Origin of the sequence: Brevibacillus reuszeri (genome assembly GCF_001187725.1) — a bacterium.
In the GTDB taxonomy this organism is placed as follows: Bacteria; Bacillota; Bacilli; order Brevibacillales; family Brevibacillaceae; genus Brevibacillus; species Brevibacillus reuszeri.
This window is the reverse complement of the sequence record NZ_LGIQ01000005.1, coordinates 424,576-447,045: the sequence shown is the minus strand read 5'-3', so window position 1 is coordinate 447,045 and position 22,470 is coordinate 424,576. Positions and strand designations below refer to the sequence as shown.

Annotated in this window: 19 protein-coding genes and 1 pseudogene; 4 read left to right on the top strand and 16 right to left on the bottom strand. The window is 45.4% G+C overall.

Translation table 11 applies throughout. The features are described from left to right. Positions 1–101: 101 nt before the first annotated feature. The 4 genes from ADS79_RS05670 to ADS79_RS35200 form a co-directional block, all read right to left on the bottom strand. Entirely contained in the window at positions 102–983 is an 882-nt protein-coding gene (locus ADS79_RS05670; protein WP_049737440.1) for an aminoglycoside 6-adenylyltransferase, read from the bottom strand. Between the two features lie 61 nt (positions 984–1,044). Continuing rightward, positions 1,045–1,587: an RNA 2'-phosphotransferase gene (locus ADS79_RS05665; RefSeq protein WP_049737439.1), complete on the bottom strand. Its 543-nt coding sequence runs from the start codon at positions 1,585–1,587 to the stop codon at positions 1,045–1,047. A 38-nt stretch (positions 1,588–1,625) separates the two neighbouring features. Then, positions 1,626–2,636, bottom strand: a complete 1,011-nt coding sequence (locus tag ADS79_RS05660) for a Gfo/Idh/MocA family protein (RefSeq protein WP_049737438.1) — start codon at positions 2,634–2,636, stop codon at positions 1,626–1,628. Next, positions 2,633–2,800: a hypothetical protein gene (locus tag ADS79_RS35200; RefSeq protein WP_161807259.1), complete on the bottom strand. Its 168-nt coding sequence runs from the start codon at positions 2,798–2,800 to the stop codon at positions 2,633–2,635. The genes ADS79_RS05660 and ADS79_RS35200 overlap by 4 nt, the downstream gene beginning before the upstream one ends. Before the next feature lie 156 nt (positions 2,801–2,956). On the opposite strand from ADS79_RS35200, the gene ADS79_RS05655 reads away from it, so the two are divergent. Beyond that, positions 2,957–3,955 carry an alpha/beta fold hydrolase gene (locus ADS79_RS05655; protein WP_049738148.1) on the top strand — a complete coding sequence of 333 codons (999 nt, stop codon included), beginning with the start codon at positions 2,957–2,959 and terminating at the stop codon, positions 3,953–3,955. A 13-nt stretch (positions 3,956–3,968) separates the two neighbouring features. Here the strand turns inward: ADS79_RS05655 and ADS79_RS05650 are convergent, their stop codons facing one another. The 4 genes from ADS79_RS05650 to ADS79_RS05635 all read right to left on the bottom strand — a co-directional run bounded on the left by ADS79_RS05650 (position 3,969) and on the right by ADS79_RS05635 (position 9,086). After that, positions 3,969–5,081 carry a response regulator gene (locus ADS79_RS05650; protein WP_049737437.1) on the bottom strand — a complete coding sequence of 371 codons (1,113 nt, stop codon included), beginning with the start codon at positions 5,079–5,081 and terminating at the stop codon, positions 3,969–3,971. Beyond that, the gene (locus ADS79_RS05645) at positions 5,047–8,175 is read right to left on the bottom strand and encodes an ATP-binding protein (RefSeq protein WP_049737436.1); all 3,129 of its coding nucleotides are present in this window, start codon (positions 8,173–8,175) and stop codon (positions 5,047–5,049) included. The genes ADS79_RS05650 and ADS79_RS05645 overlap by 35 nt, the downstream gene beginning before the upstream one ends. Positions 8,176–8,350: 175 nt before the next feature. Continuing rightward, complete coding sequence (locus ADS79_RS05640) at positions 8,351–8,587, bottom strand: DUF2798 domain-containing protein (protein WP_049737435.1); 237 nt, start codon at positions 8,585–8,587, stop codon at positions 8,351–8,353. Further along, positions 8,577–9,086, bottom strand: coding sequence for a MarR family transcriptional regulator (locus tag ADS79_RS05635; protein ID WP_084765644.1), 510 nt, complete (start codon positions 9,084–9,086; stop codon positions 8,577–8,579). Before ADS79_RS05635 ends, ADS79_RS05640 begins: the two co-directional genes overlap by 11 nt. 173 nt (positions 9,087–9,259) lie before the next feature. On the opposite strand from ADS79_RS05635, the gene ADS79_RS05630 reads away from it, so the two are divergent. After that, positions 9,260–9,784, top strand: a complete 525-nt coding sequence (locus ADS79_RS05630; protein ID WP_049737434.1) for an RNA polymerase sigma factor — start codon at positions 9,260–9,262, stop codon at positions 9,782–9,784. Continuing rightward, positions 9,768–10,841: a hypothetical protein gene (locus ADS79_RS05625; RefSeq protein WP_049737433.1), complete on the top strand. Its 1,074-nt coding sequence runs from the start codon at positions 9,768–9,770 to the stop codon at positions 10,839–10,841. The genes ADS79_RS05630 and ADS79_RS05625 overlap by 17 nt, the downstream gene beginning before the upstream one ends. Positions 10,842–11,015: 174 nt before the next feature. Here ADS79_RS05625 and ADS79_RS36590 read toward each other — a convergent pair. The 8 genes and pseudogenes from ADS79_RS36590 to ADS79_RS05585 all read right to left on the bottom strand — a co-directional run. Further along, positions 11,016–13,898 (bottom strand): annotated as a pseudogene (locus ADS79_RS36590) (InlB B-repeat-containing protein); the annotation flags it as partial. 1 nt (position 13,899) lies between these two features. Then, positions 13,900–16,089, bottom strand: a 2,190-nt coding sequence (locus tag ADS79_RS05615) for a X2-like carbohydrate binding domain-containing protein (RefSeq protein ID WP_236699896.1), incomplete at its 3' end; no start/stop codon positions are given. Between the two features lie 221 nt (positions 16,090–16,310). Next, entirely contained in the window at positions 16,311–16,847 is a 537-nt protein-coding gene (locus ADS79_RS05610) for a phage tail protein (RefSeq protein ID WP_049737430.1), read from the bottom strand. A gap of 13 nt (positions 16,848–16,860) precedes the next feature. Beyond that, positions 16,861–17,358, bottom strand: a complete 498-nt coding sequence (locus tag ADS79_RS05605) for a phage tail protein (RefSeq protein WP_049737429.1) — start codon at positions 17,356–17,358, stop codon at positions 16,861–16,863. Positions 17,359–17,406: 48 nt separating this feature from the next. Next, positions 17,407–17,913, bottom strand: coding sequence for a phage tail protein (locus ADS79_RS05600; protein WP_049737428.1), 507 nt, complete (start codon positions 17,911–17,913; stop codon positions 17,407–17,409). Between the two features lie 104 nt (positions 17,914–18,017). Next, the gene (locus tag ADS79_RS05595) at positions 18,018–18,506 is read right to left on the bottom strand and encodes a GNAT family N-acetyltransferase (protein WP_161807258.1); all 489 of its coding nucleotides are present in this window, start codon (positions 18,504–18,506) and stop codon (positions 18,018–18,020) included. Between the two features lie 268 nt (positions 18,507–18,774). Then, positions 18,775–19,818: a MerR family transcriptional regulator gene (locus ADS79_RS05590; RefSeq protein WP_049737426.1), complete on the bottom strand. Its 1,044-nt coding sequence runs from the start codon at positions 19,816–19,818 to the stop codon at positions 18,775–18,777. Between the two features lie 67 nt (positions 19,819–19,885). Next, positions 19,886–21,121 carry an amidohydrolase family protein gene (locus ADS79_RS05585; protein ID WP_049737425.1) on the bottom strand — a complete coding sequence of 412 codons (1,236 nt, stop codon included), beginning with the start codon at positions 21,119–21,121 and terminating at the stop codon, positions 19,886–19,888. Positions 21,122–21,339: 218 nt separating this feature from the next. Here ADS79_RS05585 and ADS79_RS05580 point away from each other — a divergent pair, with 218 nt between their 5' ends. After that, complete coding sequence (locus ADS79_RS05580) at positions 21,340–22,392, top strand: serine hydrolase domain-containing protein (protein ID WP_141260902.1); 1,053 nt, start codon at positions 21,340–21,342, stop codon at positions 22,390–22,392. Positions 22,393–22,470 lie beyond the last annotated feature (78 nt).

The following is a 22,470-nucleotide window of genomic DNA, read 5'->3' as shown; positions in this document are numbered from 1 at the left end:
AACTATACGGCATCTTACCATTTCTTTGCAACCCCTCTTTTTCATATCCATCTGTGCAGAGCATAAGCGATGAGCCCGGCAATATACCGAGCTCGCACTTTCTACTCTATTTCCTTTGCGTCTGGCGGCAAGCTTCTGACACGCTTCAGATAGTCCGTCATGTTCGTGTCATCTTGATGCGGATACGTAAACCCCAGTGCTTCTGCTACATCAATAGCTAGCTGGCGAAATAAATCGCAGGTGACAAACAAAGACGTCCAAATCCGATCATAATCGCTATCGGAGTACGTCTGCTTGTACATTTCCCAATAGACGTCGGGAAGATCATTCTTGAAATATTTTCCCAGCTTGCCCGTAGAGATTTGAAAATCATGCTTCGAGCCAATCCACCAGGAAACCATCTGGTCCAAGGAAGTCCGACTTGTTAATTCATACATCTGCTTGGCATAAGGCAATTCGTCTCGCCAAATGCCCTTTGCTACATTTTGCAGACACCACCAAAAATCATTGCAGCAGCTAAAATAGAGGGCTTCCGTTGGCTTTTTGACATGGTAGTCGCTATCTGTTGGGGGTGGGATATGCGGCAGGCAGTCGTCCTTGTCGAGCAAGGGAGTCGTAAGCTTATCCTTTATGTAGTTCTCCAGCATCGCTTCTTTTGTCTCCAGATGCAGATCGATCCGGTTTCCGTCGGTAAACAGCATTAAATAGCCGTAAGATCGATCCACATCCATTTGCATACCAATCGCTTGATCGTTTTTGTCAGGCTCTTGGATCATAATCAACTCGCCAAACTGTTCGATCCATTGCTCATCGCGAATAAAAGAAGTGGTCTCCGTCACGACATACACAATATCGTAGTCTTGAAACATGTCCTTGGGTACGTTCGGATTCGTTCTCGAGCCATTCATGTAGACCGCTCGAATACGTTCATCTTTTTGGGCAATCCCGAGGATCAGTTCAAACATTTCTTTTTCCGTTCTCACAAGTGGACACCTCCCCTCTCATCTTGTCACAGCTTTTTTTGCTAGGCACAGATGCTCGTCCTTATTTCCAAATCGAAATATACTTGCTGTCCACCTTGTCAGCTAACCATACCATCTCATTCCCGTGATAAAAGCTGACGCCATCTCTCCACGCTTTTTTGGCTTCTATCTTCAAAATGACTGGTTGATCATCTCTTCTTTTACCAACTTGCAGAGCCGTGTCTGTTTCTTCAGAAAGATGAACGTATTGTCTTCCTTTTGGAACAAGCCCTTGCTTCATAATCGCATCGACAAATCTTTTCGGAGTTCCATGATAAAGCAGCTCGGGTGGCTCGCTTTTCGCTTTGATGATTTTTTTCGGAAGCGAGTGACCGTAGAGAGCACGGATTTTCCCCTCTTTGATTTCATGACGCTTCTTTTCTGATTGTGCGATCATCGTATGCAAATCGCTCTCGCTCAAGTGATGCCACACACGCTGCTCCTGCAATGAATAAAGGAGCTGCTGGATATCTACCCAGCCATACTCGTCCAGCTCAAGCTCGTATTCATGTGGCGCGTGACGAAGCGCATAGGACAGCTCCTTGCTTAATTTTTGGTAATCCATTCTCCTCCCACATCCTTTCTTCTCGGCAAATACGCAAGCTAGTCCCTTGTGCTCGTCTGTATTACAGACAAAATCCGGTCACATAGCTCCATTGTTCCGATATTATCCTCTGCGCTAGAAACAGGTGTTTGACCTTTTTGGCAGCACTCCATAAAATGAGCCATCTCCCCGACAAATCCTCTTACATACAGGTCTCTGTACGCTCCCGACATGGCGGAAGCTGACGGTGAATAGACGTAATCCTGCTCACCAAGAAACTGCCATGTCTTTTCCAAAGTCGATGAGGAATGGTGGACCACTAACGTATTGACCTCTTCTGCACTGGCAAACCCGTGATCAAACGTAACCATCATTCGTTCACTTTCTCGTGTCCACGCAGTCATTCCTGAGAAAAACACACTGCCTACAACGCCGTTTGCACATTTCACCGAAAGGGTTTGCGAGATATGCTCGCTTCTGTTATTGGAAAAGCCACTGACCTGCACCACTTCACCAAACAAAAAGCGAATGAGGTCAACAAAATGGATGGCGACCAGCTTCATAAACTCATCTTCTGTTTTACAAAATGGCGTGCTGTCTACAGCAAATCTCGCTTCAAACGAACGAGCTGCCCCCAGCTTTTCATCGTTGATCAATTCTTTCAGCTTCATATAGATCGGTGCGTAGCGTTTCATGAAGCCCACCATTGCCACTACACCTGTTTCTTTAGCAGCCTTTGCTACCTCGGAAGCTTCCACTGCATTCCATCCTAACGGCTTGTCTACGTACACATTTTTCCCCGCTCGAATACATTCCATGGCAAGCCTCATTTGGTCAGCGGGCTGGGCAACCACAACTACACCGTCGCATTCTTCCTCTTTTAGCATCTGCTCATAGCTATCGTAGGGTGTACCGGTGCTTCCAAATTTCAATAGAGCCGCCTTTGAACGTTCGAGATTTCTCGTTGCAATTGCTTTTATTTCTGCACCAGCTTCAACTGCTGCCGGGAAAATATTCGTCTGCGCATGAAAACCTGCTCCGATGAAGCAGAGCTTTGTCTTTGTGGTCATCTGAGTTCCTCCTTGAGATCTGCTTCTTTTCTGCCTCCCTTATTATTATCCTTTGGGTGCTCATTTCCTTTTTTCATGAAGCTTCCTTCCTCTCGTAGCAGGAAAGTTCTTCCACAGCTCACCATCTCTACAGCATCCCAGTCTACTAAATCTATCTCCACCATAATTGATGACCATTCTCATAGATGATTATTCCCTTAGCTCTTATACAACGAAAGACAAATTCATGACAGATCCACGAGAAAAAAAGGAATGACAGAGAAAATCTGGAATGATAGAGAATAGCTTATAGACTAAAGATCAAAGGATCAATCATGATCATGAAAAAAATCGAGCCTAGGCAAATCGCGAAAAAATGGATCAAGCGCTTGGGGTTAGTAATCCTTCCCCTCATCATCGGAGGCATTTGGCAAAATGTGATGCAAGAAAAAGAATCTCAGCTGTTTCCTCCACCAGGAAATATCTTTTCCGTCCAGTCTCATGACATGCATATTTATGGGACAGGCACTGGTAAGTCCACCGTTGTTTTCATTCCGGGCTCGGGTACTCCAAATGCTTTTACCGACTTTACCTATTTGCAAAAGGAATTGCAGCCCTACGCTCGAACCGTCAGTTATGACCGTGCCGGATACGGCTGGAGTGTACAGACATCAAGTCCGAGAACAATTGATACCATCACAGAGGAGCTCCATGAGCTGCTCGAAAAAGCAGATGAATCAGGTCCGTATTTATTAGCCGCTCATTCTTTAGGCTCTCTGGAGGCACTACGGTTTGCCCAAAAATATCCTGATGAGGTAAAAGGGATAGTCTTGCTCGATGGAGGCAGTCCTGAATACTATGCAAATGAATCGGAAGTCAAGGCCTATGCACTGAATCGCTTGATGGCTGGATTACGGATGACAGGGATTGTCAGGGCGTTGGGTAATGTAGGCATCCTCCTTCCTTTGTCTGGTGAAAACGTACGTTATGATTTACTGCCTGACGAAGTGAAAGAGATAGACGCTTCCATGTACTACAATCATCTTGGTGATGATAGCAATCTATCGTTCATTGCCCATATGAATGAAAATGCACAAGCGGTAATGGAGGGAGGATATCTGCACGATGTTCCACTACTGATTCTATCTTCGGATGGGGATCAGGAATGGGGAGAGGTGCAGCAGCAGTTATTGCATTGGTCAACTACCAGCGTCCAAGAAACCATTCCCGCATCTCAGCATTATCTTCATTGGTCTCACAAGGAAATGGTTGCTTCGAAGCTGGTGGAAATACTGCGTAAAGTCGAAAAAGAAGGTCATCCCAAGAACGATGTACGTTAAAGGGATGACCTTTTTATTTCGTCAGGCTCATCATCACATTTTGAATGTACGGATCAGGTTGAGTCCCCAGTTCATGCTGCAACGTTTCCTCCAGTAATCGATATTGCCTGATTGCGTCATTCTTTCTCCCTAATTCGATATAGATCAGGATGATTTCATGACTGATATCTTCTCGTAGTCCGTCCACTTTGAGTATTTCCAGAAAATAATGCAAGGACTTGTTAAGTTGATTTTGTTTTAGCTGAAATCTTGCTGCTAGCTCCAGCATCGAAATGTAATCCTGCTCGAGCCGTCTCGCCTTTTCACTAGCCCATTCATACGCTTTCCCACTTAAAAATGCGCCCGTATACAGCGCTTCGACGCGTTCGATCAAGCTCTCATTTTTGTCAGGTTCCAGCCTGATTTGTTTCATGACTTGCTCAAATTCGTACAAGTCACAATATACGAGGTCGCGGTCAATCCCAATCTCACTTCTGCCTGCCTGGATATAATCACCCGCTTCACTTGCACCAATGGCTTTTCGTATGTAATACAAGTTAGAATTCAAATTTTTCAGCGCTTTTTCATGCCCCAGCTCTCTCCACAGCATATCGATGACTTCCTCGCGACTGACCGTGCCTTTGTACATCAAAAAAGCAAATAATTCTTCTGTTTTCGGGCTTCTTAATTTGATCGGCTGCTTTTCTTGATCGTTCCAGCAAATTTTTAGGCCATTGAACAGATGGACAGCTAAGGTCGGAGAAGCAGCTGTAAACCGATGCTTCGTTCTGATTTTATCCAGTGTTTTGGACATACGCGTAGCAGAAACGGGCTTCATTAAATAGTCCAGTGCATTCATATCAAAGGCTTGTACCGCATACTCATCAAACCCGGTGACAAAAACAATATCAACAGCAGCATTGTGCTCGCGCAGCAGGCTGGAGAGCTTCATGCCATTAATTTCTGGCATGGAAATATCTAAAAAAGCAATATCGATCTTGTTTTCCTTCACATATTCAAACGCATCGAGCGGATTTTGAAACGCTTCTTTCAAATCAATCATACTGCTGTCAGATAGTATTTTTTTCAACCGTTTCACGGATAGCTCTTCATCATCCACGATAATGGCTCGCAGCAACGCTTCCATCCCCCATTTCTATCCTTGGCAGAGCAGGTATGTCAAAAGAAATCTTCGTCCCGGTTCCTTCCTTGCTTTCAATCCGCAGACGTTTCCCATAAAGAAGCTTGATTCGCTGACTAATATTCCACAGCCCTACACCTTTTTTACGAACATCGGTGAGCATGATTTCCTCGACTTTTTCGTCGCTCATCCCGCATCCGTCGTCCTCTACCGTAAAGCTGACCACATCGTCGCTTCGTTGCTTGATCACTATTTTTACCGTTCCTCCGCGGAAATTGGACATCAATCCATGTCTGATCGCATTTTCTACCAGAGGCTGCAAGATGAGCGGCGGGAGCTGTAGCTCCAGGTTCGCTTCTATATCATATTCCACTTGAAGCCTGGACCCAAACCTTGCCTTTTCGATCATAATATAGGCGTTTACCAGGCTCAATTCATTTTCAATCGTTGTCAAAGAATCGAGCTGCCTAAAATCAAAGCTTCCTCTCAAATAATCCGAGAGCTGCAGGGTTAGCTCTTCTGCTTTTTGTGGTTCATCCATGCATAGTGCCGCAATGGAATTTAGAGCATTGAACAAAAAGTGAGGCTTGATTTGGGAACGTAAAAAGGCGATTTCCGCGTCCTTGGCCATTTTTACGGATGCCTTCAAGCGGGTCAAGCTCCTCACTCGTGCCATCAGCTCTTCTGCCTCAAATGGCTTTCCAACAAAGTCATTGGCCCCATTCTCCATCGTCACCATCATATCCGTGACCCTGTTTTTAGCGGTTAGCATCAGAACGGGCAGCTCCGAGGTCGAGAAGCGCTCTCGAATGATTTTCAGCACCTCATAGCCTGACATATCTGGCATCATGATGTCTACTATCACCAGATAAAAATTGTTTTTCCTGGTGAGCTCCTCCAGTGCTAATCGCCCGCGATTCACGACAACAATCGAATAACCTTCCAGCTTAAGCAAATTAATCATGGCTTGTAAATTCGCAAAATCATCATCCACAACTAAAATCGTTTCTTCTCGTTGCCCTTCGATCCAGATCGGATAATCTCCATGAGAAATCGGTGGAATCTGGTGCAAGCGTTGCTCCGTACGCCGTTTGACTGTACGATCTTCCTTTTTGGCAACAGGTATCGTGAAGATGAATACCGAGCCTCGTCCCGGGCTAGATTCTACACGAATCTCCCCTCCATGTAGCTCTACAAGCTTTTTGGTTATGCTCAAACCGAGGCCCGTTCCTCCATAGTTCTTCGTTACCGAAGCATCTTCTTGTTCAAAAGCATAGAAAATACGTTCTTGCATTTCTCTTCCGATCCCAATTCCGGTATCGGCTACACGAACTTCTATCAATTCCCGGACGGAAACTGCGCTAATCTCCACGCTTCCCTTTTCCGTGAATTTGATTGCGTTGTCTAGCAGATTATGCAAAATCTGGATCAAGCGGTTCCCGTCTGCAAAAACATGTGGAGCATCTTCCGCAATTTTATTGACAAGCGTAATCTGCTTTCCTCCCAGCAAGAACAGATGAATTCCGATAACCGAATCGACAGCAGCCTTCAGGTCAATCTTGCTTTTATACAACGAAATATCTCCATGTTTCATTTTGGAGTAATCAAGCAATTCATTGACGAGATAGGTCAGTCTTCTCCCGCTTTCTAAAACAACAGCCAGATTGTACGCTTGCTTTTCCGATACAGGGCCTTCCACACCCTTGATCAGCGTATCCGTAATACTCACGATGGCATTAAGCGGTGTTTTTAATTCATGTGAAGTATTTGAGAGAAAATCGTCCTTGATCTTGTCCAGTTGAAGCAATTGGTCTTTCATTTCATCGATGGTATGATAAGCTTCGAAAAAGCGAAGGACGATCAAAAAGACCATGATGATATTAAACGCGACGATATAAAGCTGTCCTAGCCAAATGTTATCTTTGATGGAAAAGGCAAACAGGATAAGGTCAAGAGAGTACAAATTAATCGTGAGAATTGCCATAAACATCAAAAATGATTTAAAGGAGCTATTACTCGTTTTTTTGAGATACAAAGTGGCCGTTCTCAGCAATAGCCAGAAAAGCATCAGCTCGTACAAGACCATAATATAAGCCTGAAATTCCATATAAACATGAATCGGCAGGAAAATAATGAGCAACAGATAGGCTCCTAAAAAGGCAGATACGATTTGTGTAAATTTCAAAGAAATAATGTTCTTTTGCAATTGGTAGAAGAAAACAGCGAGAACAATAAAGCAGATCGTAGAAACTATATCCTTCCATTTGTACATCGCTTCAAATGAAACATGATGGAAAAACAGCAAAAGCGGCCGCTCGCTGATCAACCCGTTGTATATTGCATAGAGGAAACAAACGATAGCGAAGAACAACAGGGAATAATCTTTTTTTCCGTATAGGCTCGCGGTTATGAAACAAATGAAGTAAATCGTCGCCAATGTACCCAGAATAACCAAAGTACCTAGCTCGTACCCCATATTTTTCTGTTGAATTTCATTCATGTCTGCTTGCCCGCCAAAGTAAATCGACAACGGAATACCTGAATTGATGTAATCATAATTGGCGACCTGAACAATAATTTCGACGTCTCCCTTTTCACTCGAAAAAGAACCGAGCTTCGAGACATTACCCGCGAGATATGTACTGCTTTTACTTGATGGCTTGCCATCCTCAAACAGTTTATAGCCATTGGCGTAAATAGCACTTGAAAAACGGATATTCGTTTTCTTCAAGGCAAAAATTCCACTGTAGGGAACATTTTTGAGGACCATCCGGTAGGTGGCGTAACCATATGCAGGCAATGGCTTGTTATCGATAAGTTTTCCGTTCCATTGCGAAGGTACTGACATAAAAGTAGTGGGAGAAGGCTTGTTTGTTCGTTTGAAGTCGTCGGGGGTTAACAGTTGATTCCAATAAAATTCCCAATCTCCGTCCAGTTTGATTCTTTTGTCATGCTCAAAATCCCACGTCGTCAAATCCATGACGCCATGTCGAACAACCCAATCATTCTTTGGTTCATCGATATCCCAAAAAACGGATAAAGGTAGGAGAGAGAAAGAGAGCAAGCTAATAAATATGATGAGCAAGATTCTTCTGAGCAATCGTATCTCCCCTTAATGAGGCTGCATCTTTTCATTTCTTCTCGATTTTACTGACAGATTGCGGACGATTCAACATTTTTCGACCAGGTATACCCTTGGGAACAGCACTTTTTGCCGAAAAAGAAAAACACTTGGAAATCCAAGCGTCATGCAAGAAATCATATTTGAAATCGAATCAGTCGCTTTCGACGAACGTGATTTTCTTCATAAGCTTTCTGATTGCTTTCGGCAAAAAATAGGCGCATGGAAAAGCCAGTGCAAACGCCATCGGCCAGGCATGTAGCCATTTTTCTAATAAAAGTGAATTAAATCCAAAATTAACTGCCATCATGAAAAAAGAGATCAGGCAAGACATCCCGAATGCCATGAAAAAGGTAAACAAAACATGCTCGTATTTTTTATTAATCTTCAACACAATCACCCTTCGTCGCATTTGCTGCTTCATCCACAAGCAATGGCTTGTCGATCAGCTGTGTCCACGCATTCATAAATCGTGTAATGACTTCTAATTCATTATTTTGAAAAGAGTTCAGCATTTCTTTATAGCGCTGGATTACTTTTTGATGCTGTTCGTCATACTTGATTGCGAGCCTTTGACCTGCCTCTGTCAGCGAGTAGTACACGCATTTTTGATCATCTTCTTTTTTGCCTGAGACGACTATCCCCTTTTCCAGCAAACCATTTACTGCTTTCGTAATGGCGGGTTTGGATAGACGTAACTGACAGGCGAGAAAAGCGTTGTTCGCTGAAGAAGAATGCTCCTGTATAAGTGAAACGATGTGCAGCTGTGTCATCGTCCATTCATTTTCAAGAGAGCTTAGCAGCGTGGTGCGCTCTTTTGCTTTTTTGTCTCTCTGCAAAATGAATAGCCTGATTGCCTGTAACGCTTTTTCTTTCTGACTAAGCGACAACGATATAACCACCTTCCAGCATCGTTAACCAGTTAACAATAATACATTACTTTACTGTACCCTTTCAGATTCGTCAACTCTCTTCTAACAAGGTTAAAAAAATTCCTCATATAAAGTGAAAGATGGTAGGCCTCTTTTCCGTCTTTACAGTGGAAATAGGAGGTGGAAAACAATTGGATGACAATCGCATCGAACAATGGTTTCGAGCATACAGCCATGATGTTTATCGTTTTCTTGTTTATTACACAGGACGAAAGGATATCGATGATCTTGTTCAAGAAACCTTTATCCGAGCATTAAAGGCTCCCCAGCAATCCCAGATCTCGAACCCAAAGACATGGCTTTTTGCCATTGCGCGAAATGTCGCCATCGATGAGAAGCGTAAGAAAAAACTGCGAAACTGGCTGCCCGATCTATTCTTGCAGCATCTAGTCTCGCATGACAAAACTCCAGAAGAGTCTTTGGAGCTTGGTGAAAACAAACGGATTCTCTATGAAACCATCAACCGGTTGAAAAGCTCGTATCGGGACGTCTTGATCTTGCGAGGGATCAAGGGATTATCCAGCACAGAAACCGCAGAGGTCTTGGGATGGAGCGAAGCCAAAGTCCACATTACTTTGCATCGCGCATTAAAAGCTGTTCAAAATAGCAAGAATGCACCTGTAACGGAGGCGATGACAGATGCTTTCATACGATAAGCAGATCATTTTGGAAGAGTTACGGGATTTCCCGGATCAGGTTCAGCCCAGGGACCAAAACGAAAAAATACTGGAGAACATTCGAGAGGAACGCCGAAAGATGCTTTCACAGCAACGACAGAGAAAATATTTGGTATGGGTGGCAAACGGATTCGTCACTTGTGCTTTGCTTTTTGTATTTATTTGGATGAAACCAATCGTATTCCCGACAGAAACAACCGGTAGCACTTCTACCGTGGACCAAACATATAGTACGGCAGCCCAAAAAGCGATTGAAGCTGTTGGCATTACCAAAAAATTCAATTTTGAAGAAACGGAACAAGATGCAGATACCTTTATCGTAAGGACAAAGGATCGTGAGGCAATCGTAACATTTTTAGCGAATACGAAGGATGTTCGTACTGTCTCCGTAATTCTAGCTGGAGATGAATTGCCTGAAATGTACCAAGCCTATGCGAATACGGCACGAGCTGCCTTTCAGGATGCGAAGCAAGAGGTTCGTATAGAACAAGCTCATCTCTTTCAAGACTTGGAAGGAACTACCCTTTCTTTCTATTCAGATGTCTCGAAGCCAAACAACAATCAGTATGTTAGCGTTGACCTGAAAACAAATAAAGTGACCGCTTTCTCAATTGATCATCAACCTGCGGATGTCGATCAAAAGGTCGTATCGCTCGCCCAAAAATCGCTTATGCGTCTGGCAAATAACAAACCCATCTCTTTTACTGAAGCAAGGAAATCAACGGATAAGAAAGAAGAGGTCTGGACCCTTAGCAATACAAAAGACAAGTATTCCGTAAAAGTGGGAGCTATCACTGGAAAAATATATTACACCCGCTACGTATCGGAGTATAAAATCAAGTCCATAGATGAGGCTATTTCTGTGACAAAACCGCTTATCCAAGACATGTTTGGATTGGATATCTCAGGGTATACGGCTTATGGCGGAAGAAACTGGGGAGGCTATGTATTAAAACAACAGGGCAAACCGGAAATTTCCGTAAACATCGAAAGCTTGGATATTGGCAATATTAGTATTCTTACTGTGAAATGGTAGAGTCTCCAACAGAAATATCAGGAAAATAACAGCGACAGCCTAGGATGATATGTCCCATCCTTGGTTGTCGCTGTTTCACTTTCGGAGCCAGCTACCATTTACATAAAATCGCTCAGGCGAGCGTAGCGGTTCACCTGAGCGGATTGGTTATTGTATTCGTTTCCTTGCTTACTCCTATTTCTTGTACCCTGTCGCTGCCATAATCTCAGCAAATGCCCAGAAACTAGCTGGAACATCTGACCAGGTTTGCACTGCATCGGTTACTGACGCTCTTCCCGTCAAGCGATTGATGATGGTGACAGCTTCTGCACGAGTCAGTATTTGATCCGGACGGAATGATCCATCCTGAAACCCGATCATGTATCCTTTTTCTGCCACTACAGCGATGCTGGCTTCTTGGGCGATCCCTTTTGTATCTGCAAAAGATGACGTCTTACCACTGGAAGCAAGGTGTTTCCATTTTGCAATGATGCTTGCCATCTCAGCTCGGCTGACTTTTGCATTTGGCTGGAACAAGCCGCTTGTATCTCCTGCCATTAGCTTTTCACTAGATGCCAGCGAGATCGCATTAGCTGCCCAGTGGTCTGGTCCTACATCACGATAGCTTACAGAAGTCGTCATTTTTTTTCCTTCTGCCTGAAGGAATTGGTACAGGATCGTTGCCACTTCCGCTCTGGTCAAATGGCTGTTTGGTCGAAACGTTCCATCTGGATATCCTGCTAAATACGGCTGCTGTTTTTTGCCCTTCAACGACAGAATGGTGAATGTACTAAACTTATCAATTTCAATTTCGATTCCTAACAATTTTCCGTTTTGATCGTATTTGAGCTTGCCATTCAGCAGCTCTGTCTCTCCATCTGTATGCTCCACATACACGAACAAAGAGGCAAGCAGTGCTTGCAGCTCAACAGAATTGGTAGGCAAGCCGGAGTCTTTCAACTGGAACAGGATCGATGTGGTTCGATTTTGATAGTTGGCCTCGATCACCATCGGAGCTCCTATCACTTGAACGTCTTGTCCTCCTGCTGCTTGCTTCACTTCTTTTGCGTTGATAGCTCGTTCGATAGCCGCTTGCTGCGCGTTTCTATCAGGAACAGGCACAATGCGGAAGAACAATTCATCGATTGGTATGGTTGCCAGCATTTCTTTGGAAATGGTGATGATCAGTGACGGTGTCTGGATTTCCAGCGCAACTTCATTTTGTAGCCGTTCCAATGCTCTCTTCATGATGTTGATGACCACTTCATCCGCTGGGTCATTTGGCAGATCGTCTACAATGATTCGGATGGTTCCCTTGTTGTTTTCCTCGGCAAGGTTCAAGATCTCTCTTGCGTCGTTTGTATCGAACACAACTTCATCGATCTTTTTGCCTTTGGAGTTTTGCTTCCTCGTAATTTTGATCTGCTCCCGCAATCCACTGGAAGTTCCTGCTTCTACAATACCAGTACGTGTGGAGTCAGATTTTGTGTTTGAGCTGCTTCCAGAACCTTTTCCTCGATCTTCATCATCCCGGTCACGATCCCGAGGGGCTGCAGCTACTGTCACCTGGATTTTCGCTTTCAGCTTTTTACTGTTACTGACCCCCGAAGGAAGCTTCGTCAGCACTCCCTCGACTGTAAAGCGCTGCTTTTTATCGCTGGAAGGATTGTAATCCGCTTCATTCAAATTCCAATTGACGCCAACAAAGATCGTTTTGCCATTATCCAGCGTGACTTCTACTTCATATGGCAAACCGAGTGCAGATGCAGTTTTCCTCGTCCCGTTTTCGACACCTGAAATGTCATCAGGGTCTGTTACCGAAACGATGTCCCCCTCCTCACCCTCTGTGTCTGCTGCGTCAACACTGACCCGTATGCTTGCCTGCTTGTTATGGGTGTTGGTAATTCCTTTTGGCAGGATCAGCTGTCCATGTATCGTAAATGTCTGTGCTTCTTCCATTTCGGGATCGTAGTCTGCGCTCTCCACGTCCCAGTCCACACGAATATTGATGCTGCTCTCGTCATCCAGGAAAGCTTTTACTTGCTGAGGCAAGCCCAGTGCTTTTGCCGTTTTGGCTGTCCCATTTGCCACACCTGTAATCTCGTCTGGCGTTTGGACGGAAACAATGTCTTTCGGTTCAGCTTCATCATCTGCTGCATTTACCGTGACACGAATGGTGGCTGAATGATTTTGGCTATTGTGCACATCGCTTGGTAAATTGACCAATTTGCCGGTTACTGTAAAACGCTGCTCTTCCTTTACCGCAGGGTCGTAGTTCGCATCTGCTACTGACCAGATAACATCAATATTCATTGTTCTGCCATTGGACAAACTTGCCTCTACCTGTGAAGGCAGTCCGAGAGCAGAGGGAGTTTTGGCGGTACCGTTTGGTATGTCGGTCATTTCTGTTGGCTGTGTGACAGACACGATTTCATCGAAGACAGGTACGGGCGTGTACTTCCACTCAGCGTAAAGGGTTACATTGGACGTGCCCATTGTAAATGTTGAGCCTGCCTTGTATGCCGTGCCACTCCCGTTTGCTGCGGTGTTCCAGCCTGCAAAAGTGTGGCCAGTTTTCGCGAGCGTTCCGCTTCCCAGTACCGTTACAGTGTCGCCTTGTTCGTAGGTGCTGTTATCTGTTGGTGCTGTTCCACTGGTTTCTCCGTTGCCGTTATACGTTACGGTGTACGCCGGCGCTTGGACTGGAGTCCACTGTGCGTACAGTGTGACGTTCGCTGTGCCCATCGTCAGTGTGGAGCCTGCTGCATAGGAAGTTCCGCTTCCGTTTGCTGCTGTGTTCCATCCTGTAAAAGTGTACCCTGTTTTTGCGAGGGTTCCACTTCCCAGTACCGTTACAATGTCTCCTTGTTCGTAGGAGCCGGTATCTGTTGGTGCTGTTCCACTGGTTTCTCCGTTGCCGTTATACGTTACGGTGTACGCCGGGGCTTGGACTGGGGTCCACTGTGCGTATAGTATGACATTCGCGGCGGTCATGGTTAGCGTCGAGCCTGCTGCATAGGAAGTTCCGCTTCCGTTTGCGGCTGTGTTCCAGCCTGTAAAAGTGTGCCCGGTTTTCGTNGACTGGGGTCCACTGTGCGTATAGTATGACGTTCGCTGTGCCCATCGTCAGTGTGGAGCCTACCGCATAGGCTGTTCCGCTTCCGTTTGCTACTGTGTTCCAGCCTGCAAAAGTGTGCCCTGTTTTCGCGAGTGTTCCACTTCCCAGTATCGATACGGTATCGCCTTGTTCGTAGGTGCCGTTATCTGTTGGGGCTGCTCCGCTGGTTTCTCCGTTTCCGTTATACGTTATGGTGTAGGTCGGCGCTTGGACTGGGGTCCACTGTGCGTACAGTGTGACGTTGGTTGTGCCCATTGTCAGCGTCGAGCCTGCTGCATGGGAAGTTCCGCTTCCGTTTGCTGCTGTGTTCCATCCTGCAAAAGTGTACCCGGTTTTCGCGAGTATTCCACTTCCCAATACCGTTACGGCATCGCCTTGTTCGTAGGTAGCGCTATCTGTTGGTGCTGTTCCACTGGTTGATCCGTTTCCGTTATACGTTACGTTGTACTTCGGTGCTTGGACTGGGGTCCACTGTGCGTACAGTGTGACGTTGGTTGTGCCCATTGTCAGCGTCGAGCCTGCTGAATGGGAAGTTCCGCTTCCGTTTGCTGCTGTGTTCCATCCTGCAAAAGTGTACCCAGTTTTCGCGAGTGTTCCACTTCCCAGTATCGATACGGTGTCGCCTTGTTCGTAGGTGCCGTTATCTGTTGGGGCTGCTCCGCTGGTTTCACCGTTGCCGTTATACGTTACGGTGTAGGTGGGTGGCGGTGTTGTATCGCTCATTGTAATTGTTAGCGTCTGCGTCGCACCTGCGCTAAACGTAAAAATTAGGCTTGTTGTTCCAACTGCTTGCGAAACCAGGTACTCCTTTTTTATCGTTACGGTGCTTCCAGATATCGTATAATCTGTTCCTAGCACAAGAGGCGTACTTCCGTTTTTGATAGAACTCAGAGTATTCCCGTTCAATGTCGCCGTTGTCTGTACATCTTTATAATTAGTGGCCGATGTGTACTTATCGAAGGATGCTGTCGTTGGGCTAATCGTGCTATTCTGAGGTGTCGTATCACTTATCGTAATTGCCAACGTCTTCGTCGCACCAGCACTGAAGGTAAAAACCAGGCTGGTCGTTCCAACTGCTTGCGTAGCCAAGTACTCTTTTTTGATCGTTACTACGCTCCCTGATGCGCTATAATCTGTTCCTAGCACCAGGGGCGTACTTCCGTTTTTGATAGAGCTCAGGGTATTCCCATTCATTGTCATGGTTGTTTGAACATCTTTATAATTCACTGATGAATGGTACTTATCGAAAGAAGCAGTCGTTGGGGTAAACGTGCTGTCCTTGGGGGATGTATCACTAACTGTAATGGTCAGTGTCTGTTCCGTTCCGCCATCAAAGGCAAACGTCAAAATGCTTGTTCCAACTGCCTGCGTTGCGAGGTACTCTTTTTTAATTGTTGCCGTGCTTCCCGAGACAGTATAATCGCTGCCCAAAACAAGAGGGGTGCTGCCGTTTTTAATACCACTCAGCACGTTTCCTTTCAAATCCATCGTCGTAGTAATATCTTTATAATTCGCAGCCGACACGTATTTGTCGAAGGAAGCTGTTGTCGGGGAAATCGTACTTACACCTTTTACATTTGCGATCGTAATATTGTGAATGTTTAAGTTGGAGGGCTCTCTATTATTCGTAAATTTCCATGAAAGCTCCAACGATGCAACACCATTTACATTGAAAGAGTTGCCATTATTCAGTAACGTTCCTACTTGGGTTACAGTTGTATTTAATTGAAGGGTGGCTCCTGTGGAAAAGTTTGAGAGCAAATTATGGTTAGCATCGTATAGAGATACCGACAACGATTGCAAGCTTAATCCGCTATTGTCATAAGCGCTAATTCCCAAATTCTGAAAAGTAAACGTCCTGCACTTATCTATACCCTCTGTCTTAATAGTGAGTTGTCCAGTTGTATTCGGGTTCTGCTGATTCTCGGACCATATCGCTGTCCCGTCCTGAGAAAACCCGTTTGGGACGACAAATTTGTCCCCGACTTTTTTAAAACCAGCTCCCCCACTGTCAACTGCCCCTAATCCTCCAAAATCGTACGTACCATCAGTTAATCCAGTAGATGCTGCATAGATTCTAGGCGGAACCATATTGACACATATCACTAGCGCTAAAAAAAGCAGGAATGACATACGTGCAATCGAATTCACTCGATCCCCTCTCAAACTAACCGACCGTTCCCTTCCCAACCTACTCCGATTTCCCCACATAATTCATCTCCCATTCTTGCTTTTGCCTTGATCTATCACAAAATGACCAGTATCCTTGTTCAAATGATCTGGTCGGCGTCCGTTATCCTTCGTTCCTTTACACACATAGAAGCTGCGAAATGGTAAAGTACGCAGCTTTTATGCATGTAAATGTAAAGCTACTAGCCTCTGGCAGGGAATTCCCCTTGCAAGCATATGATGTAATTCATCGCTAAATAGGGCTGCCTATTATTATGTGGCTGACTGCCACCAGCTACAGACAAAGCAAGAGGGGACATTGCCACATTTGGAGTGGCAGAATATAACTCCGTTTGTTTAGCGGGTCTACCAGCTGCTGGTGTTTCAGCCCAAACATGGTTATCAGGCTCGTTTAGCCCCCCTGGAGCTTGATAGGCGTTTGGGATGTGGGTATGTGCTGGAATTTCTGTAGTTAATAAGGTAACCGTTGCTGAACCAACCTGATGACCTACAGTTCTCGGTGTCAATCCTGGTCCCTCCCCTTGTCCCATTGGTGCAGAGCCCATCAAGTTTGGCAAAGCAAAAGTCGCTTTCCCATCGCCACCATATTGCACCCCCAAAATAGAGAAAAGCGCCGTATTTTGCGTAATCGACAACAATTGTCCATTGCATAGTGCCCAGCCTTTGGGAGCAAAGTTTCCAGCAAATACTCGAATCTCACCTAAATATGCGTCTGCCATTATTTAATCCTCCTTAGTTGCGTGATGGATAAATGCCTTGTACTGCAATACAAAAGTGCATGGCTAGATAGGGTTGCATATTATTGTGGGCTTGACTGCCTCCAGCGGTTCCTATCGCTGCTGGATTCATCTGTGTCAACGAATTTGCTTGAGCATAGGGTTCAGCTACTTGAGCCCATGTGTTACCTGCTGGGTTGGTTGCTGTCGCATTGGCCGAAGACGCCACGACCTGATGCGTATGCTGTGGAATTTCGTTTATCGTAAGCGTGTGACTAGCTTCTCCTGCCGATGTTCCATAAGGGATTGACGTACTAACATGAACCGGTACCTTGCCACGTAAATCAGGAAGAGCGAATGTAGTCCTTCCGTCTCCTCCATATGTAGTTCCTAATAATGAATACAATGCCTGATTTTGATTGATTTGAAGAATTTGTCCGTCACAAAATGCCCAGCCTCTCGGAGCATAGTTGATTGGAAACAGACGAAGTTCTCCTACAAATGGTTCTGACATTTGAATCCTCCTCTATCAAAAATAATGGATATGATTCCGCAACTAACTCTATGAATGTGGCGGGTATGTGCCATACAGCGAAATAATAAAAGATATAGTTAATGACGGCATCAAATTATCGTGTGGCTGATTCCCGCCTACGTAAGATACACTCTGAACATTCATTTGGACGGGGGACCCGCTTGTCCCATCCGAATAATTCTTTAAGGTCGAGGTCGCCCAGACGGCATTATTCGGAGAAGTTAGCGTTCCTCCGTCCGTGGACGCATTTGCTAGGTGCGTATGTGCTGGGAGATTGGCGCTTGTCACCGTTACGGACTCTACACCATCCTTACTGCCATAAGGAATTGTTGAGCTACGGTGAACCGGGATTCTCCCTCTCAAATCCGGCAACCCAAATGTTGTCCGCCCATCTCCACCATATGTCGTTCCAAGTAACGAATACAGCGCTTCATTGTCAAAAATATCCAAGAGCTGACCATTACATAAAGCCCAACCCTGCGGAGCATAATTGCCTCCAAACATCCGAATTTCTCCTAAATATGCCTCACTCATGATTATCACCTCTGCTAGAATACGTTCTTGTACATGTAGGTCTCACAGCTTTTCCATAGTAGCACGCAGACTTTTCCAAGGAGTCTCAACTTTGTCTCAATTTTTCACAGGAGACTGAGTCCCTCACTCTTCCACTCCATTTCCATATGAAGCCCTTTTTCGCCAATTACTCGAAACCCAAGTCTCTCATAAAGATGTCTTGCCTCGTTTGTGATCATCACGTGAAGCCTGATGGTCTTTGCAAGCTGTTCCGCCTGCATCTGCAATTGACGGATGATAGTGGAGCCAATTCCAAATCCACGGGAAGAAGGAAGCAATGCCAGATCAGCCAGGATGATCTTGTCATCTCTATGAACTAAAAGCATATGACCGACGGCTTCCTCATCGGCAACGATAAGCTGATAGTTTGCATCTGGATACTGGAGCCGATATGACTTTTGCTGCATTTCAAACTGCATCCGCAAAAAAGCTTCCTGCTGTGTCACTTCCCACCCCCATGCCGATACCTCTTCTCTGCGAGTACTGGCGTATACCTGAAACCGAAAGTCCTCCTCTTCTTTGATAGCCTCTACCGTTCGCAACGATTGCTCCATCGACATATAACTCAGATGCACCGCCTTTGTTTCTACAGAAATCTCTGTATCTCTGTTAGTAAATTAGACAAAAAATAAAAATTCCACGACTTCTTTCGATTTCCTATGCAGATTTTTGTAAATTTTTTGAAAACGTTTTAACCCTTTTTTCATAAACAAACTTTTAGAAAAACCGGTTCGCCACTAGGGCTATACTTATACCAGAGATTGGAAAAAAGACCACCCTTTCAAGTGGCCTTCAAACATTGTGACTGATCTTTTCATTCATCTACGAATGGAGCCTCTCTCCTGCCTCCAGCTGCGCAATTTTCCACTGTATCCCTTGGTACATCAAGTTTTTCGTGTGGATTAAAAATCTCATGTCCGGATTTACGATCGAACGCAGCTCCCAAAATCGCCTGACACGGTTAGTTCCCGAAATACGAGCTACCCCGATAAACAGGCGAAGCAGCTCTGGAGTAACAGGGGCCTGCAGCATATCCGCAAACTCGGCTACGTAATCATCAACAACCTCTTGTACCGCTTGGCTATCTGGAGATTCCCGGTTTTGAATGGCCACACTTAGCCGTTCAAAGGAGTCGAACATCTTGTTGTTCCATTTTTCCGCATCAATCAAATATTGATTGACCACTTTTATAAAAACGCCCATACTCTCGCGAAATTCCTGGTGAAATTCAGTGCTATTCAACAGCTCTTCCAGTTCAGTCCACGCAGCTGATTGGCCAGAGGTCAGCTTCCCTTCTTGCGGCAAGACACCGATCACACTTTGCACCAAGGATTCATGCCAATCGGGAGGAAATTGATCAATGAACATGGACTCTTGAATTTTATCTAAAATGAATTTTTTCCGTTCCTTCGTACTGATATGGACGGACTCGACTAGCTCGCGGATATGACGCAGGGATTCTTCTCCGTGGTCGCTTTCTTTGGCTCGTTGCAAAATGGAGATCATATTGGAAATCATCCGCTGCTGCGTGCTCAAAGCCTCAATCTGCCAATCAAGCGCAGTAAAAACAGAGATTTCTCCTGAGATGATCTTGCGAATATCCTCAATGCCAAAGCTCAAATAGCGGAGAGTCAGGATCAGTTCCAGTCGCCATATTTCTTCTGTTGTATAAAGGCGGTGGCCACCTTCCGTGTGGTTTACTGGCTTTACCAAACCGATCTGATCATAGTATCGTACCGTCTTTACCGTAGTTCCGGTAATTTTCGCAACTTCACCGATTGAATATCTGCCACTTTGAACAGACACATCTACCATTGCCCACAGCTCCTCTCCCAGATTCGAGCACCCCACAAAATGAGACTTCAAAACGTCTATCCGCCTCTTCATAAAAGAAAAGAGAATCCTTTTATGAGAAGAATTCCCTTTTCAGCCATTATTCCCTGCTCTGATTGTCCCTCCTCCCTTTCGAAAATACAGAAACTCCTTCCTGGAATACTTCCATCACACTTTTTAACGCGGTGATATCGTCCAACGGATTTCCTTTTACTACTATCAAATCGGCATGGCAACCAGGTTGAAGTGTACCAAATCTTTGGCCTTGACCAAGCACTTCAGCAGCATTTTGGGTGCCGGCTTGAATAGCTTTGATAGGCTTCATGCCCAGTTCTACCATTAACCCGATTTCGTCAGCCACAGGTGTGATCGGGAAGCCCTCCAACACGATATCTGTTCCAGTCGCGATTTTAACCCCTGTCTCCATCAGCCTGGCAAAGTTTTCGCTGTATGCTTTTTGTGATTCAATGAAAAAGACTGCTTGCTGCTTGAGATGCTCGTGAACAAAGCTTTCTGTTTTTTGAGCTTGCTCCAGTGATTTTCTGCAGTAGTTTGCAATTTGAAAAAACGTAATCATCGTAGGTACCCAGACGATATCCTTTTTCGCCATTTGCTTGGCTTGCTCGACGGTCATGAAAGTCGCGTGCTCAATCGTATCGAATCCAGCATCAATTGCCATTTGAATCGCTGGCTGCAGTGAAGCATGGACACAACACGGTTTTCCCAACCGATGGGATTCATCCACTGCAGCATCCAGCTCTTCCTGTGTAAATTCGGGAGTAGGCGTGCGATCACTGGTCATCAACTTGATCCAGTCTGCCCCAGCCTTCACCTGCTCCCTTATTGCTGTCCGTACTTCCCACGGGCCATTTGCTTCACGCATCCCTCCCTTAAGCTGCCAGCCATGCCCACCAGTCATAATAATGCCTTGATTCACATCAAAAATGCGGGGAGATGTAATATATTTCTTTTTCCATGCTGTTTTCAAGGTTCGGCAAAGTCCATCTGGGCCAGCAACATCTCGAATGGTCGTCACACCAAGCGACAATGCTTCTTGCAAATTTTTTGCCGCCATTAGAGCGATCATTCCATCGTTGTACTGGGCCACATCTGGCTTGCTCCACCAATAACCGATATGAACGTGCAAATCGATTAGACCAGGCAAAATGGTACAGCCGTCATAGCGGATCACCTCCGCTTGAGGAAAAATGTGCAGCAGCTCCCCTTGTAAGCCGATGGATACGATCTTTCCCTGCTCGTCCACTACGACAGCTCCCTGATCAATGATTTGTTCTCCATCTCCGATAATCACGCGATCTGCAACGAATTGTTTCATATTGGGTAATCTCCTTTGTCTCTATTTTTCGACTTGCTCCGTTTGGACCTACCATGTTGCCTCTTGTTCACAAATTATAGGACCTCCTCTCAGGGGAGATTCAACTGAATTTTCAAACAAAAGATCTCGTTTGAAATCGCTGTAACCATCATTTCCTTCAACCGTAAGACTAGAGTGAGAGCAGCATCCGCACGATATCCTTCAAGGGAAGTGAACTTGTGAAAATCACACTGATAGATGTGATGACAGAGGAGCGTATTCATCGCTTCGTGAGTCCTCCTACGCACCAGCTTACCATTGGGCTGGTCACGAAAACCCAGAGACATATTTGGACGCGAGAGCAGCTGACCGAGGACGTACAGTCGGATTCTCTCTATGAGATTGGCTCTATCACGAAAACAATGACTGGACTCTTACTTGCAATCGGGGAACAGAGAGGGCTTTGGCACCATTCTGATCGATTGGCTGATCTTGTGCCCGAATGGTCTTCTAGTTCGTTTGCGCAGCAAACAACTCTGCTGCAGCTTGTCACACATACAGCGGGCTTGCCTCCGATTCCTGATAATCTGCGAGAAACCATTACAGATAAACGGAACCCTTATGCGAAATATACGGAAAGCCATCTCATAGATGCTGTCATGGCAGAAAGACCTACAACGCGAACAAGCCATCGTTATTCCAATTTTGGCTTTGGAATACTTGGATGGCTTCTTTCACGAAAGATAGAGAAAAGCTTGCATGATGCCCTCTATGAAGAGATTTTTCAACCGCTTGGGATGACTTCTTCTGGAATTGGCTCGAAGGTACACCATCCTGATGAGATTCTCCCTGTCTACACCTCCAAAGGAAAATCGACGCCCCATTGGGATTTCCACGATACTTTTGCAGCTGCCGGTGGTGTTTTATCCTCCCTGTCTGACATGCTCACCTACATCGAAGCGTATTTGACACTCGATGATCATCCCTTATGCCCTGCTCTTGATGAGAGTAGCAAGGAGCACTATTCCATTTTTCCGGGCAAAGGTATTGGGATCGGCTACGGCTGGATGTTTTACCGTGAAAAGGATGGCTCCACCACTCACTGGCACAATGGAGGAACCTACGGATCGAGCAGCTTTGCGGCATTTAATCGCGACAAAGGGATTGGACTTGTGGTCTTTTCCAATCACGGTCTCGATGCATGGAGTCAACTACCACTCATCGGAATGCGCAGAATGAATGTGGACAAGCTGGCTCGCATTCTCACTACCCGCTTGTTTGAAAAAGCATGATGAATTTAGATAGCCTGGCTACGCCATACATTTTGGCGTAGCCGCGATTGGGCATGTCACCCTTTCTCACCTCTCCTT

Bases quoted from the DNA above. Each gene is read 5' to 3' on its own strand.
- ADS79_RS05665 (WP_049737439.1), bottom strand. From the start codon at position 1,587: ATGGATTACCAAAAATTAAGCAAGGAGCTGTCCTATGCGCTTCGTCAC.
- ADS79_RS05660 (WP_049737438.1), bottom strand. From the start codon at position 2,636: ATGACCACAAAGACAAAGCTCTGCTTCATCGGAGCAGGTTTTCATGCG.
- ADS79_RS35200 (WP_161807259.1), bottom strand. From the start codon at position 2,800: ATGGTGGAGATAGATTTAGTAGACTGGGATGCTGTAGAGATGGTGAGC.
- ADS79_RS05655 (WP_049738148.1), top strand. From the start codon at position 2,957: ATGAAAAAAATCGAGCCTAGGCAAATCGCGAAAAAATGGATCAAGCGC.
- ADS79_RS05650 (WP_049737437.1), bottom strand. From the start codon at position 5,081: ATGGAAGCGTTGCTGCGAGCCATTATCGTGGATGATGAAGAGCTATCC.
- ADS79_RS05625 (WP_049737433.1), top strand. From the start codon at position 9,768: ATGCTTTCATACGATAAGCAGATCATTTTGGAAGAGTTACGGGATTTC.
- ADS79_RS05610 (WP_049737430.1), bottom strand. From the start codon at position 16,847: ATGGCAGACGCATATTTAGGTGAGATTCGAGTATTTGCTGGAAACTTT.
- ADS79_RS05605 (WP_049737429.1), bottom strand. From the start codon at position 17,358: ATGTCAGAACCATTTGTAGGAGAACTTCGTCTGTTTCCAATCAACTAT.
- ADS79_RS05600 (WP_049737428.1), bottom strand. From the start codon at position 17,913: ATGAGTGAGGCATATTTAGGAGAAATTCGGATGTTTGGAGGCAATTAT.
- ADS79_RS05595 (WP_161807258.1), bottom strand. From the start codon at position 18,506: ATGGAGCAATCGTTGCGAACGGTAGAGGCTATCAAAGAAGAGGAGGAC.
- ADS79_RS05585 (WP_049737425.1), bottom strand. From the start codon at position 21,121: ATGAAACAATTCGTTGCAGATCGCGTGATTATCGGAGATGGAGAACAA.